Below are 15,377 nucleotides of genomic sequence, written 5' to 3' on the forward strand. Positions count from 1 at the left end.
CTTAAATAATTGGTTTTTTATTAATTTTTATGCTTCTGATGTATTTTTCACAATAGCGTGATAGAAAACATTTGGTTTTGTACCAATATTCTCTAGAAGATGATACATCCTATCATCTTTTTTCAGCTTTAACACTTCAGAATTTTCATCGTTTTCATCCCCGAACACCATTGCGCCCGTATCGCAAGCTTTTGAACAAGCAGTTTGGAATTCACCATCTTTAACTGGTCTTCCGTCGCGCTTAGCATCAAGGATTGATTTTTGCGTCATTTGAATACACATAGAACATTTTTCCATAACCCCACGAGAACGTACTACCACATCTGGGTTAAGCACCATTCTACCAAGATCGTTGTTCATGTTATAATCAAACTCGTCGTTTTCGTTATACAAGAACCAGTTGAAACGACGCACCTTGTAAGGACAGTTATTTGCACAATAACGAGTACCCACACAACGGTTATAAGCCATTTGATTCTGCCCTTGACGTCCGTGTGATGTTGCCGCAACTGGACAAACAGTTTCACATGGAGCGTGGTTACAGTGTTGACACATTACAGGCTGGAAAGCAACCTGAGGATTTTCCTGTGCCGGAACTTCAACTACTTTATAACTATCAAAAGCAGGAAGATTTTCTAGCATTTCAATTTCATCCTTGAAAGTCTCACCCGCAGAGTAATATCTGTCAATACGCAACCAGTGCATATCACGAAATTTCCGTACTTCTTCTTTTCCTACAACAGGAACATTATTTTCAGCGTGACAAGCAATAACGCAAGCGCCACAACCAGTGCACGCATTAAGATCTATAGAAAGATTAAAGTGATGCCCAATACTTGTATCGAAAGGACTCCAAAGATCTGCTTTCTCTTCACGAACTGATATAGGACTATGATCGTAATCAGTTACTGGAATAGTATTCCAAACTGATTTGTCTTTTGTATTAAAAATTTCAAGGGTAGTTTCCTTAATAATATCTTCACTACGCCCAGCCATTGTGCTTTGCAATTGCACACAAGCAAACTCGTGCATTCCACTAGCCTTTTCAATAGAAACTTTTTGAATATTCGAAAAGTTCTGATAAAGCTGGTATGCGTTTACACCTGTTTGCATTTCTTCTTGAATTGCAGCAGTTTTACCATAACCTAAAGCCAAACCAACAGAACCTTTTGCCTGTCCGGGCTGAATAATTACTGGTATGTTTTCAACTACAACATTGCCCAATTTCACATTTACATAACTCCCGTTCAGGGCGCCATTTGAAACGTGTGTATTTTCAAGGTCTAAAGCTTCCGCATCTGCAGCCGAAACTGTAAGAAAGTTATCCCAAGACGCTCTAGTAATAGGGTCTGGAAACTCTTGTAACCAAGGGTTGTTAGCTTGTTGACCATCTCCTAAACCTGTAGAGGTATATAAAGTAAGGTCATATCCGCCTTCTTGTGAAAGGAAGGAAAGAGCTCCGTTAGTAGTGCTTTCTTCTATAATACCAGCACCTTCAGAAGCAGGAGTTAATTTCTCCATTGATACTTCGGCTTCACTTGAAACAAATCCATCGTGAAGTGCTTGACTCCAAGAACCACCAGCTATAACTGAAGTAGTCCAAGTATCCTTTAAGTAATCGTAATATTTTTGAGTGTTTCCTGTCCACTGTAATATGCTATCCTGAAATTGACGCGTATTGAATAACGGACGGATTGTTGGCTGTGTAAGGCTATAAGTACCTTTCTTCATTTGCGCATCGCCCCAAGACTCCAAATAGTGTGGAGTAGCAGCAACCATTTTTGCCATTGAAGCTGTAGCATCTTGCTTCATAGCAAATGCAAGACTCATTTCAAGCTTTTTGTAGCCTTCAGCAAATTCTTTTGTATTTGGTAATGAATAAACCGGATCAACACCAATGGTAATTAAACCTTTGATACTTCCAGATATCACTCCATTTACAACATTCATTACTTCACTATTGCTTCCTTGTCTAATTAGCAAAGGCTTTTTAGCATCCATCGCCTCACTATTGGCATTGAAATTAAGCGCCATTGTTTGTGAAGCAACGTCTGGTAAATTTGTAATCAATAAAGCTTTGCTTCCAGCTTTTTGAAGTTGTGCTTTTGCTTTGTTAACGGAAGCCGTAATATGTTCTGGCAGCCCCGAAGCGCTTCCTCCTGTTAATGCTTTTAGTATTTCAACTTGTTGTGAAGGTGTAGCTGGCACACGCTTGTCTGCTTTTGCACCAGTTAAAGACATGTTTGCCTCAAACTGAACGTGGCGAGACATTTTACCGTTTTTCGGAATACGCCCTTTTGCATACCCTTTACTATAACTTCCACCTTGCCAATCTCCTAAGAAGTCAGCACCCACTGAAACAATTACTTCAGCTTTTGAAAAATCGTAGTCTGGTAGCGCACGGCTTCCGTATTTATTTTGAAAAGCATCCAAAGCTCCCGAACAAGACACTGTATCATATACAACGTGACGTACATTTGGGTATTTAGCTGTGAATTCAGAAATTAATTTTGACGCAGAAGGACTTGCAAAAGTTTGAGTAAGCAACACCATGTCTTTTCCAGACATTTCGTTCATTTTCTGCGCAACAGCAGTATCGAACTCTGGCCAAGTTACTCCGGCTCCGTCCAACATTGGACCTGTTAATCTATTTTTATCGTATAACGAAAGTACTGAAGCGTGCACACGTGCATTTGCGCTTCCACCATTAATCGCTAAATCGTTTCTTTCAATTTTAATTGGGCGTCCTTCTCGAGTTTTAACCAAAATATTGGCAAAATCGAAACCATCCGCCATGGTAGACGCATAATAGTTTGCAACTCCAGGAACTATATCGTGAGGTTGAACAACATAAGGAATAGACTTAACCACGGGACCCTCGCAAGCTGCTAATGTAGCCGCTGCTGTGGAAAAACCCACATATTTTAAGAAATCACGACGCGTGGTTGAAGAAGATTCTAATGCTCCTTTATTGCCAAGAAACTCGTCTGTAGGTATTTCAGTTACAAACTCATTGTCCTGTAGCGCCTTCACAATTGTGCTGTCTTCGTTCAGCTCCTCAACACTTTTCCAGTATTTCTTGTTTGATGCCATATTGCTATCTGTAATTTTCCTTTAATTTTATTAATAATGACATTTTCCGCATTCCAATCCACCCATCTCGGCGATTGTTAACTTCTCAACTCCATATTTCTTAGAAAGCTCTTCGTGTATTTTGGCGTAATATTCATTATTCGCCATATTAACGTTGGTCTCTCTGTGACAATTAATACACCATCCCATAGTAAGCGGCGCAAACTGCTCTACAATTTCCATTTCTTGAATTTCTCCGTGACAAGTTTGACAGGCAACACCTGCAACTGTAACGTGCTGTGAGTGGTTAAAATACACAAAATCTGGAAGGTTGTGAATACGCACCCATTTAACAGGCTCGGTTTTACCGGTGTACTCTTGATTTTCTGCATCCCATCCTACAGCATTATATAATTTTGCTATCTCGCCGTCATAAAATTCTTTTGAATATTCTTCGGTAGCTGTTTCAGGAGCCACTTCCGAAATATTTTTATGACAATTCATACAAACATTTAATGAAGGAATTCCTGAAGTTTTACTTTTTCTAGCAGAACTGTGACAGAAATTACAGTCTATCTGATTATCACCAGCGTGAATTTTATGTGAGTAGTGTATTGGTTGTACAGGAGCATATCCTTGATCAACGCCAACCTGCATTAAATAACCGTAGCCAAAATAAGCCCCAGAAAGCAACAAGAATATAGAGAAAACCAAAACCAAGAATTGGTTTTGAACAAACGCCTTCCAGATTGGAGTGCGCTTTTCTTTTTCTTCATATACAACACCATTAGCCTCAGCAATTCTTTTAAGTGTATTAGTTACCAAGTAAAGCATTATTACCAATAACAAGAAAATAAGCGCTAGCGCACCTATCACTAAAGTATTTGAAACAGAACCAACACTGCCAGTTGTACTACCGGCACCTGCAGCACCTGGAACAGGTTCCGGGGGTGCAGCTTTTGGCTGATCAACATAAGCAAGTAAATTGTCTATATCGCTATCACTTAGCGCAGGAAAGGCTGTCATTATAGCCTTGTTGTTTTCTTCAAATATTTTTACTGCTATGGCGTCGCCAGATGCAATAAGCGCTTGACTGTTTTTAATCCACTTATTCAACCAATCGCGATCATACTTTTCGCCAACACCTCTAAGAGCTGGTCCAACTGCCTTTTTATCCAGTTTATGACACGCAGCACAATTGGCTTTAAATAAAGACTCCCCTGCAGCAACATCACCTCCAGTACTCGCTGCAGCAGCTTCCGCTGGTGCATCTTGTGAATATATGGTAGTTGAAAAAGTTAGTAAAAACACTAACAAAAGAAGTGGCAATTTTGAGCGTAGATGTATAAAATTCACCTTTTTCATCTGTTGATTATATTGTTTTTTATTGGTATTCGGAATTCGCAAAAAAATCATTTCGGTTTTAGGGCGAAACTCTTTGATGTGCTAATTTCTTTACAAAATGATTAATTTACTGTCGATAGTTTTGGAACAGAATTGGTTACTGATTACTGGAATCTTTAGACTCATTCCGCTCCACAAATAAAGGCACAAAAGTACATTATAAAGTCGATTTTGAAAATGCAAACAAAGTGTTAACTATTAATTTATATCTGTTCTAAATAATAATTTGGCTGTCCACAATGTTATTAAGTTTTACCTTTGCACAAAACAAATAAACTTATGAATCTACAAACCTATTCCAAAATTTTAATTGTCAGCATTTTAATCACTTTTATTTCTGGCAATTGCCTAGCACAAAGTGCTACGTTAACGGTCAATACAGATTCAAAGATTACACAATTGCTGAATTTGAAAAAAGAATTGGAAAAGGAAAATAAACTTTCTGATGGTTTTACAATACAGTTGTATTATGGCGAATTGGACAAAGCGAATCAAATTCTAAGAAAATATCGCGGAAGCCACACAAATTGGCCAGCTTCTATTGAATACGAAACACCTAATTATAAAGTTTGGGCAGGAAATTTTTCTTCGCGAATTGAAGCAGAAAGAGCCCTAATGGAAATTCAACAAAGCTTTTCTGCTGCGTTTATTTTGAAACCGGAACGAAGAAAATAGAACTTATTCTTCGGTAATTTAACTGCTTATATTCCAGCTTTATTTATTTTCTCGTCTCTATCAATATCTCGAGAAGACTGAATTTTGTTGGGCTTTCCAAACCAGTTTTTCATTCTATTGTAATCTACATAGTAACTAATTCGCATTGAAATACTATTCAATTGTGGCTCATCAAATAAATTGCTGAAATTGTTTAAAAGATTAATCTGCGAATCGCGAATATAGCTTTCCATCGCATTTCTATACAAAATTGAAACTTGGCTTCCTGGTGCAAACCACCACGAAAATCTTAAATCTACATTCCAATTATTATAAGTTGCATCTCTATTTTCGTTAAAAACAGTGTTTGCTACAAGCGACCCATCATTCTGTAAAGTTAAAAACTCACTGTATTCCACTTCGGAATAATAATGGCGAAAAGATAAATTAAGCGCCATTTTATTATTGAAAATGTATTGTGACTCCAATGCATTAACTACCGTGTTTCTATCACGTTTTCCGAAAATAATATCATCCGCAGCTAAACCCACAAAACCTTCTTCTTTATCTGAAAGAGCCACATTTGTGCTAAAATAAATTTTCCATTTATCCGAAACTCGATACTGCGGTGCAAACCGAAGATTCAAATTACCACGTCCATCTTCGTCGTATTTATACCAGTCTATATTTACATCAACGGCCAATTTTTTCCGATAATCTGTGGAAAACCAACCCCAAAAATCATAGTAATCCGGTACTTCTACAAACCTTCCATTTACACGCGGCTCATAAATATCGTTACTACCAAAAGGAGTCATTTCAAACCCACCACCAAAAGCAAAAAACTTTTTAGTTGTAAAACTAGAATTGAAGTTGAAGGTGAAATTGTTATAAAGATCTGTCTCCAGTCTGCGTGTATAATTTAAGTTGAAATTAAGATTCAGATTATTTAAAAATCCCTTTGGCTGAAGATATCTATAACCGTAATAGCCGTAGTAATTAATGAAATTCGTTTCGCCAGAATAACCCATATCATTAATATCGTAATCTTGTGTGCGAAAATTGATATTTGCAGATATACGGTTTTTGCCGCTAATCTTCGCCATTCCCGCAAAACCTTCCACCCCAAATTTTGTAGTATCTTCTTCAACCCAACTACCTTCAACATTTGCAGAATAATTAAAAGTGTTCTTTTTATTGGTCAAATCTAAATAAAGCCCTGTTGCATTTGCATCTCTAAAATTGCCTTCGCGAATAACGTTTGTATTTACAATTGAAACCGAAGAGTTATCTCCAAAACGCTGATCTAAAACCATAATATTATAGTTTGCGAAAGGTTCTACAACCTCTTTCCTGGTTTCACCATTTTGGGCATTTCTAATGTCGGCGTAGGTTCTTTCAGTAATTGCATTAAAAACACCTATTCCCAGATTTCCGTCTGTTCTTCCCGAAATTTTAAAGGCATTTATAAGATCGACAGACCCAGCATAGTTTTCAATTTCTTCATTCTCTGCAAGATTCGGATAGCGCGACGGCGAGCCACCTACTCTGCGCGAATAGAAAAGATTTCCTTTTGTGAAAAGCTCAGTTCCCTCTGTGAAAAACGGTCTATTTTCTTCGTATTGCGTCTCAAATGCTGAAAGATTTAATATTTCGGCGTCAAACTTAGATTGTCCAAAATCTGGAATCAAAATCATGTCTAAAGTAAAGGCGTCGTTGATGCCATATTTAAGGTCCATGCCACCGTTAATTGCGGTTTTAGTCGTGTCATCATAATCATCTACATAAACCGAAACGTACGGCTGAAATGAAAGTCTTGTGGGTGATTGTACGTTTTCAATTCCATAAATCTCCCCGTCATAAATTGAAAAGGAGCCTTTGGTATTATCTATTGGACTCCAAGAATAACGTGTTCGCGTTCTTCGCACCTCCCGCTCCATATTTAAGCCCCATTCTTGTATATTTTTATTTGGAAATCGCACTTCAGAATAGGGAATAAAAAGTTCAGCCACCCAGCCGTCGTCATTTATTTGTACTGCACTGTACCAGACACCGTTCCACGAGCTGTCCTCATTGTCGTTTGTCATTTTAGCGTCGTATTGCACTCCTGCGGCAGTTATAATAAACTGTAAACTTTGTTGCCTATCATTGTAACCGTTTAAAAGAACGAAGAAAAAATCGTCGTTACCAATTCCGTCTCTTTCGGTAAGTTCCTTTAAAATTTTATCGGGCTCTGGATCCTTCATCGTTGCACCAAAGTAAATCCCCAAATCATCATAAATAATTTTAACCTCTGTATTTAAGCTATCTGGTATTTTCCTGCCATTGTTTGGTTGGCGCTCCACAAAATCGGTTGCAATTGGTGCATTTTGCCAAGCAGCATCGTTTAAAACACCATCAATTTTTGGAGCTTCAGTTGTACGGAGAATGGTTATTTTTTTTCTTGGAATACTATCACTGGTCTGAGCGAACATTACGCTACTGAAAGACAGAAGCGCCAAGAAGAAAATGCTTTTTGATGAAAAGTACATTGGGTTTGGTTTGCTTAATAGACCACGAAAAAATTGAATTGTTACACCCAATCTGAAGAATTCTAAATTAATTAAATGAAAAACGACCTGAAAAAATGATTTTCAGGTCGTTCTAAAATTTAAATTATGGATTAATTATTTCAGCTTCTTCTTCACTGCAACTTCTTGGAACGCTTCAATAATATCGTTCTCATAAATGTCGTTGTAATTTTTCACCTGAATACCACAATCATATCCTTTAGCAACTTCTTTCGCATCATCTTTGAATCGCTTTAAAGAAGAAAGCTCGCCAGTGTAAACAACCACACCTTCACGAATTAAACGGATATTAGAGTTTCGGAATATTTTTCCGGTAAGAACCATACATCCAGCGATTGTTCCTACTTTCGAAATTTTGAATGTTTCTCTGATCTCAGCAGTTCCGCTAATTTCCTCCTTCATTTCAGGAGAAAGCATACCTTCCATTGCATCTTTAAGATCGTTTATAGCATCGTAGATAATTGAATATGTACGGATATCTATTTCTTCCTTATCTGCAATTTGGCGCGCGTTACCCATTGGGCGAACGTTAAAGCCGATAATAATTGCATCGGAAGCTGAAGCTAACAACACATCACTTTCGGTAATTGGACCAACAGCTTTATGAATTATATTAACCTGAATTTCTTCGGTAGAAAGTTTTTGGAATGAATCTGTTAATGCTTCCACAGAACCATCCACATCACCTTTAAGAATAATATTAAGCTCCTTAAATTCACCAAGTGCAATACGTCGTCCAATTTCGTCAAGCGTAATATGACGTTGTGTTCTTACAGACTGCTCACGTTGTAATTGTGTACGTCTTGTAGCAATTGCTTTGGCTTCACGTTCATCTGCAAACACATTAAATTTGTCTCCAGCCTGTGGTGCTCCGTCTAATCCTAGTACAGATACAGGAGTTGATGGACCAGCCACTTTCACGTTATTACCGCGTTCATCCTGCATTGCTCTCACTTTTCCGCTGTGTTGACCTGCTAATACATAATCACCAACTTTTAGCGTTCCTCCTTGTACTAATACTGTTGAAACATATCCACGACCTTTGTCTAGGAAGGCTTCCACTACAGTACCGTTTGCTTGGCGGTTTGGATTTGCAGTTAATTCAAGTAATTCAGCTTCAAGTAATACTTTTTCAAGTAATTCTTTTACACCATCTCCAGTTTTTGCCGAAATGTCGTGCGATTGAATTTTTCCACCCCAATCTTCAACTAGTAAATTCATCTGGGCAAGTCCTTCTTTAATTTTTTCAGGATTTGCGTTGGGCTTATCTATTTTGTTTATAGCAAAAACTATTGGAACACCAGCTGCTTGCGCGTGGCTAATTGCTTCCTTAGTTTGTGGCATAATATCGTCGTCTGCCGCAACTACAATAATTGCAAGATCGGTAACTTGAGCTCCACGGGCACGCATTGCGGTAAACGCTTCGTGACCAGGAGTATCTAGGAATGCCATTTTTTGACCACCATCTAGTTCAACACCGTAGGCACCAATATGCTGGGTAATTCCACCAGACTCACCGGCAATTACATTCTCTTTACGTATATAATCTAAAAGTGAAGTTTTACCGTGATCAACGTGACCCATTACGGTAACGATTGGCGCACGTGGCTGAAGATCTTCTGGAGCATCTACTTCGTGAATGATAGATTCGCCAATATCGGCCGTTACGAATTCAACTTCATAACCAAATTCATCAGCAACGATAGTTAATGTTTCAGCATCTAGACGTTGGTTCATCGTTACCATCATACCTAAACTCATACAAGCTGAGATAATTTTAGTAACCGGAACATCCATCATCGTTGCCATTTCGCTTGCAGTAACGAATTCCGTAACTTTAATAAGTTTGTTATCGGCTTCCTGTTGTGCAAGTTCATCAGATTTTTGACGGTGCGTATCTCGTTTTTCTCGACGGTATTTAGCACCTTTTCCTTTGGAAGATTTACCTTGAAGTTTTTCCAAGGTTTCACGTACTTGTTTTTGCACGTCTTCTTCGCTTGGCTCTTCTTTTGGTGTGTTACTTCTTCCTTTTCTATTTGCCGCTCCCGCATTAGATCCTGGTCCGCGATTATCTCGGGTGTTTGAACTTCCAGGTTTTGGAGCTTCTTTACTTATGCGGCGTCTTTTGCCTTTAATGTTTTTCTTATCGTCGGCCTTAACATCTTTTTTCTTCTCCGGTTTTTTAAACTGGGTAAGATCGATTTTTTGACCAGTAAAGTTGGGGCCTTCAAGTTTTCGATACTGTGTAGTAACTGTATCTGAAACTTTTGGGGCTTCCGTTGTTTCTTCTTTCTTCGGCTCTTCCTTTTGGACAGCCGGAGCTTCTTTAACTGTTTCTTTCTCTTTTTCTTTAGCAGGCGCTTCAGCTTTAGGAGCTTCTTCTACTTTAGGCTTCTCTTCGGCTTTTGGCTTCTCTTCAACTTTAGGCTTTTCTTCAACTTTAGGCTTTTCTTCCTTAGGTTCTTCTTCCTTAGCTTTTTCTACTTTTTCTACCTTAGCTACTTCCTCTTTTGCCTTTTCTTCTACTACGGGAGGTGCAACAGCTTCAGTTTTTTCAACTTTCACTTCCTCCTTTTTAGCTTCTTTAGGCTCCACTGGTTTCTCTTCAACTTTCGGCTCTTCCTTTTTGGGTTTGCCTGTAGCCAAATCGATTCTTCCAACCTGCTTAGGGCCGTCCAGTTTTGCTCCAGCTCGTATAACGCGAGTAGCTTCTTCCTTCTTCTGCTTTTCTTCAAGTTCGCGCTCACGCTCAAGACGAAATTCTTCTTTCTCTTTACGCTTTTCCTCACCGACCTCTTTGGACTCCATCTTCTTACTCTTGTCGGTCTCAAACTCTTCAAAAAGAACTTTGTATTCTTCGTTAGAAATTTTCGTAGTAGGACGCGCGTCAACTTCGTGACCGTGATCTTTTAAAAATTCCACGGCACGATCCAACGAGATATTAAATTCGCGCAATACTTTGTTTAGCCTTATCGATTTTTCTTCAGCCATAAATGCTTTTTCCTATGTTCTTTTTAAAAAATTTGTATAAAAGTAATTAAAGTTTCAACTACTCTTCAAATTCTTCTTTTAATATATTTATAACGTCGCGGATTGTCTCTTCTTCAAGATCGGTACGTTTTACCAAATCGTTGATGTCGTGTTCTAATACGCTTTTAGCCGTATCCAATCCTATTTTACTGAATTCTTCAATAATCCAACCTTCTATTTCGTCAGAGAATTCTGATAATTCAACATCTTCTTCTGCGCCTTCACGAAGCACATCTATTTCATAACCTGTTAATTGCCCGGCAAGACGAATATTGTGTCCGCCACGGCCAATTGCTTTACTTACTTCTTCTGGGCGAAGAATAACCTCAGCACGTTTTTTAACCTCATCAATTTTTACCGAAGTAACTTTTGCAGGGCTAAGTGCTCTCGTTATATATAAGGTAAGGTTGCTAGTGTAATTAATTACATCTATATTTTCGTTACCCAATTCACGAACAATACCGTGAATTCTAGATCCTTTCATCCCAACACAAGCTCCTACAGGATCAATACGATCATCGTAAGAATCTACAGCAACTTTTGCTTTTTCACCAGGAATACGAACCACTTTCTTAACTGTAATTAAACCGTCAAAAACTTCAGGAATTTCCTGCTCAAATAATTTTTCAAGAAAAATTGGAGCTGCCCTCGACATAATAATCGTGGGTTTGTTCCCTTTTAAATCTACGCTTTCAATAATTCCACGTACGTTATCTCCTTTTCTGAAAAAATCAGAAGGAATTTGTTTTTCCTTTGGAAGTATAATTTCGTTGCCTTCATCATCTAGCAATATAACTGCACGATGACGAATGTGATGCACCTCGGCAGTATAAATTTCACCTTCAAGATCCTTAAATTGCTTGTAAACAATTGTGTTATCGTGTTCGTGAATTTTCGAAATAAGGTTTTGGCGCAATGCTAAAATAGAACGGCGGCCAAGATCTATAAGTTTTACTTCTTCTGAAACATCTTCACCAATTTCAAAATCTGGCTCAATTTTTTGTGCTTCACTAAGAGAAATTTCCTCGTTAGGATCTTCCACTTCTCCATCAGCCACTACTACACGGTTTCTCCAGATTTCAAGATCGCCCTTGTCTGGGTTTACGATAATATCAAAGTTATCATCGCTTCCGTATTTTTTCTTTAGCGCATTTCTGAAAACGTCTTCAAGTATCGCCATAAGCGTTACTCTATCTATTTGTTTGTCGTCTTTAAATTCCGAGAAAGAATCGATTAGTGCTAAGTTTTCCATATCAATTCAATTAAAATGTTATCATCACTTTTGCTTCCATAATATCTTTATAAGGCAATACTGCCTCTTTCTGAACGGTTACTTTTCCTTTACCCACGGGCTTCGGTTCGCGTGCAGTCCATTTTAGAGTGCAACTCTCCTCGTTCGCGGCGGTTAATTCACCTTCAATTATTTCGTCATTTTTGGTTCTTATCTTTAAGTTTCTGCCTAAATTTTTTGTGTACTGCCTTGGCATTGTCAATGGTTCTGAAACACCAGACGACATAACTTCTAAAGAAAAATCATATTCTTCACGATCTAAATTATGTTCTATTTTGCGACTAACAGCCATACAGTCTTCAACTGTAACGCCTTTATCGCCGTCCAGAATGACCCGTATTTTGTTGTCTTCAGAAATATTTAGGTCGATCAAAAACAATGATTTGTTTTCTTCCAGTGCACTTTTCAGCAGTTGTGCTACATTTTCCCGCATCATTTTAAGCTATAAAAAGAGGGGACTTTAGTCCCCTCAGATAGTTTCGTATCAAATTCGGTGCAAATATACTATAATTTTTAATATTATAAAAACCAAGCGCAAACGATTTATTTTTGTAATTTAAGGCTTCTAATAAACACGAAAACAACCAACCAATTTATGAAACGTATCCTCGTACCAACAGATTTCTCCGAACAAGCCGAAAACGCTTTAAAAGTTGCTATTAAACTAGCCCAAAAACACAAAAGCGAAATTTTTGTTCTCCATTCCATGGAAATGCCACTTCACCTCGCTACAACAAGCGATTCGGGCAGTCTTCCAGAGTCGTTTTTCTTTATTAAACTTGCCGAAAAACGCTTTGGCGAACTTAGGGAAAAACCATATTTGGACGGTATAAATATAAACGAAACTATTGGTCACAGCGAAATCTATGAAGATATTGAAGAAGCGTGCTCCAAAAACCATATAGATTTAGTTGTAATGGGCTCTACCGGCGCAAGCGGATTTAAAGAAATGTTTGTGGGAAGTAATACCGAAAAAGTTGTGCGAACTTCCAAAACCCCTGTATTAGTTATAAAAAATAATCATCCAGAATTTGAAGTAAAAGATTTTATTTTCGCAACCGATTTCTCTGAAGAAGGACGTGGCGCATTAGATAAAGCGCAAAAATTCGCAAAAATGGTGGGTGCAAAAATGCATTTACTCTTTGTAAATACGCCAGCTAATTTTAATACTTCTTCAGACGCACAAAAAATAATGGAGAATTTTGTACGCGGAATGGGCGTTGAAAACTACACATTAAATATTTACAATGACACCTCGGTAGAAAAAGGCATTCTTAATTTCGCCAATCATATAAAAGGACAACTTATAGGTATGGGCACACACGGTCGCAAAGGTATTTCCCACTTTTTTAATGGAAGCATTAGCGAAGACATGGTAAACCACGCTAATATGCCAGTAATTACCTTTAAAATTTAATGAGGTATTTACTGCTAGCAATTCCATTTCTATTTCTTAGTTGTAACCAGTACAGCAATAAAAAAATGCCAGTAAAAAATCTGGTAATCGAAGAATCTCCTGCCATTTTAGTCGAAAAACCCGAACTTCCCGAAGGTGCACTAATGGCAGATTTTTTCGGGAATAAAGACTCCATCTTCGCTATTATTCAGAAAATTGATGTTGAGAAACAAACCACGCGTATTGGTTTTCAAAAAAATCGCTTACCCGAAATTTTAATTCCTGAAAGCTTTGGCGCTGATCTAAAAATCTTAAAGCTAAAGAATTTTAAGAATGATGTTTTATTGGTTAACGCGAAGCTAAAAGACACAAATTTTAATGAGTACTATTTATTTGTTTGGAATGATTCTGCTTGGAAACAACCTGTAAACCGCTTTGCAATTCATAAAAGTAATATGATAGATACGTTAATTCCCATAATCAACAACCCAAAAGACAGCACACAATTGTTGCGCTATTATTCTGTATTTAATATGGATAGAAAAAGTGAGAAAAAATTCACTTGGAAATTGATGCAGGAAAGTGTGCCTATTGAAGAATAAATTATTTTCTCCTATCTACCAAATCTACAGGCTTACGGCTTAAGGGCGGAAAACGAAGCGCCTCGATTACTTCATGATTAGCAAATTCAACTTTTGGAGCTACCCGAAGTTTCGCTCTAAAATGATCTTTTATTTTCAGTAATAATTCCTCTGAGTTATTTTCTGAAGCAATTTTAATTAAAATTTCGTCTGTCCCTAATTCATTGTGAAAAATTTCTATAACGTAACTTTCTACTTCTTTAAAATCGTTTAAAATATTATACATCGCAGGCGGATATAGCGTGGTTCCTTTATATTTTATCATCTGCTTTTTGCGGCCTACAACAGGCCCGAGACGTAAAGTGTTTCTTCCACATTTGCACGATTCAGTAAAAGCTTGAACCATGTCGCCAGTTTTAAAACGAAGGAGTGGCATAGCTTCAACACCTAAAGTGGTGATTGTTAACTCTCCAATTTCACCATTTGCGACTGTCAAATTAGCATCGTCAAGAATTTCTGCAATTAAGAGTTCGGGGTGTTGATGACCGCCATTATGCATTTCACATTCGTTGAAAGCGGCACTCATTTCAGTGGAAGCGTAAGTTGAAAACAGTTCAATATCCCAGTCCTTTTTTATTTTTTCGGCTAAAATATTCAATGAAAAATCTTGCTCTCTTATGGGTTCACCAATACAGATTGCCGCTTTCACACCCGTATTTTTTAAGTCTATTTTGTGTTGTTGCGCGTATTCAATTAATTTTAAAAGGAAAGAAGGAACAGTAATTAAATAGGTGGGTTTAAATTTCTTAATAGTATCCCACTGCAACTCTGGTATTCCCGAACCCACACGAATAATACCTGATCCCAATTTTCGTGCGCCCAAAAAATAGGCTAAGCCTGCCATAAAACGGCGGTCCATTGTGGTCATTAATTGTAAAATATCTTCTTTTACAACACCGCTGCAAGCGAAAGAAATAGCTTCATTATAAGCCAATCGTTCCAAATCATTATCTGTTAAAGCAAAAGTAACGGGATCGCCCAAAGTGCCCGAAGTAGTTACATAATCAACGATTTCAGATTTTGGAACACAAATAAAATCATCGTTAAATTGCTGAAGATGATCTTTTGTAGTTACTGGAATTTTTTGAAGATCTTCCAAAGTACTAATTTCAGAAATTACTATTTTATGCTCTTTGAAAGTGCGTTTGTAGAACGCTGAATTTTCATTCAAATATTGAAGCGTTTCCTTTAGTTTTTTCTCTTGAAGAATTTTAATTTCTTCTTTGGATGCTTTTTCTATTTCTGGAATCATTTTGAAAATTTCTTTGCGGCATTTGCGACTTTGCGGTAAATTCTCCAACACAGAAGTGCTAAGAACG

General features: G+C 37.7%; 10 protein-coding genes. 3 read left to right on the plus strand and 7 right to left on the minus strand.

Features of this window, described 5'->3' with window-relative positions:
• Positions 1-27 precede the first annotated feature (27 nt).
• Positions 28-3,093, minus strand: coding sequence for a TAT-variant-translocated molybdopterin oxidoreductase (locus AC3RVF_RS00205; RefSeq protein WP_489692483.1), 3,066 nt, complete (start codon positions 3,091-3,093; stop codon positions 28-30).
• A 30-nt stretch (positions 3,094-3,123) separates the two neighbouring features.
• Positions 3,124-4,437 carry a c-type cytochrome gene (locus tag AC3RVF_RS00210; protein WP_489692691.1) on the minus strand — a complete coding sequence of 438 codons (1,314 nt, stop codon included), beginning with the start codon at positions 4,435-4,437 and terminating at the stop codon, positions 3,124-3,126.
• Between the two features lie 318 nt (positions 4,438-4,755).
• On the opposite strand from AC3RVF_RS00210, the gene AC3RVF_RS00215 reads away from it, so the two are divergent.
• A complete protein-coding gene (locus AC3RVF_RS00215; protein WP_489690660.1) occupies positions 4,756-5,151 on the plus strand; it encodes an SPOR domain-containing protein in 396 nt (131 codons plus the stop codon).
• A gap of 26 nt (positions 5,152-5,177) precedes the next feature.
• Here the strand turns inward: AC3RVF_RS00215 and AC3RVF_RS00220 are convergent, their stop codons facing one another.
• The 4 genes from AC3RVF_RS00220 to rimP all read right to left on the minus strand — a co-directional run bounded on the left by AC3RVF_RS00220 (position 5,178) and on the right by rimP (position 12,457).
• Positions 5,178-7,661: a DUF5916 domain-containing protein gene (locus tag AC3RVF_RS00220; RefSeq protein ID WP_489690659.1), complete on the minus strand. Its 2,484-nt coding sequence runs from the start codon at positions 7,659-7,661 to the stop codon at positions 5,178-5,180.
• Positions 7,662-7,796: 135 nt separating this feature from the next.
• Positions 7,797-10,691 (minus strand): translation initiation factor IF-2, encoded by a 2,895-nt coding sequence (gene infB, locus AC3RVF_RS00225; RefSeq protein ID WP_489692484.1) that lies wholly within the window; start codon positions 10,689-10,691, stop codon positions 7,797-7,799.
• A 58-nt stretch (positions 10,692-10,749) separates the two neighbouring features.
• Positions 10,750-11,982: a transcription termination factor NusA gene (gene nusA, locus AC3RVF_RS00230; RefSeq protein WP_489690657.1), complete on the minus strand. Its 1,233-nt coding sequence runs from the start codon at positions 11,980-11,982 to the stop codon at positions 10,750-10,752.
• Between the two features lie 10 nt (positions 11,983-11,992).
• Complete coding sequence (rimP, locus tag AC3RVF_RS00235; RefSeq protein ID WP_489690656.1) at positions 11,993-12,457, minus strand: ribosome assembly cofactor RimP; 465 nt, start codon at positions 12,455-12,457, stop codon at positions 11,993-11,995.
• Between the two features lie 159 nt (positions 12,458-12,616).
• Here rimP and AC3RVF_RS00240 point away from each other — a divergent pair, with 159 nt between their 5' ends.
• Both AC3RVF_RS00240 and AC3RVF_RS00245 read left to right on the plus strand, forming a co-directional pair.
• The gene (locus AC3RVF_RS00240) at positions 12,617-13,438 is read left to right on the plus strand and encodes a universal stress protein (RefSeq protein WP_489692485.1); all 822 of its coding nucleotides are present in this window, start codon (positions 12,617-12,619) and stop codon (positions 13,436-13,438) included.
• A gap of 65 nt (positions 13,439-13,503) precedes the next feature.
• Complete coding sequence (locus AC3RVF_RS00245; protein WP_489690654.1) at positions 13,504-14,019, plus strand: hypothetical protein; 516 nt, start codon at positions 13,504-13,506, stop codon at positions 14,017-14,019.
• Between the two features lies 1 nt (position 14,020).
• On the opposite strand, the gene flxY is transcribed toward AC3RVF_RS00245, so the two are convergent.
• Positions 14,021-15,310 (minus strand): flexirubin biosynthesis putative acyl-CoA ligase FlxY, encoded by a 1,290-nt coding sequence (gene flxY, locus AC3RVF_RS00250; RefSeq protein ID WP_489692486.1) that lies wholly within the window; start codon positions 15,308-15,310, stop codon positions 14,021-14,023.
• Positions 15,311-15,377 lie beyond the last annotated feature (67 nt).

It is taken from the genome of Aequorivita sp. IT1183 (assembly GCF_058068265.1).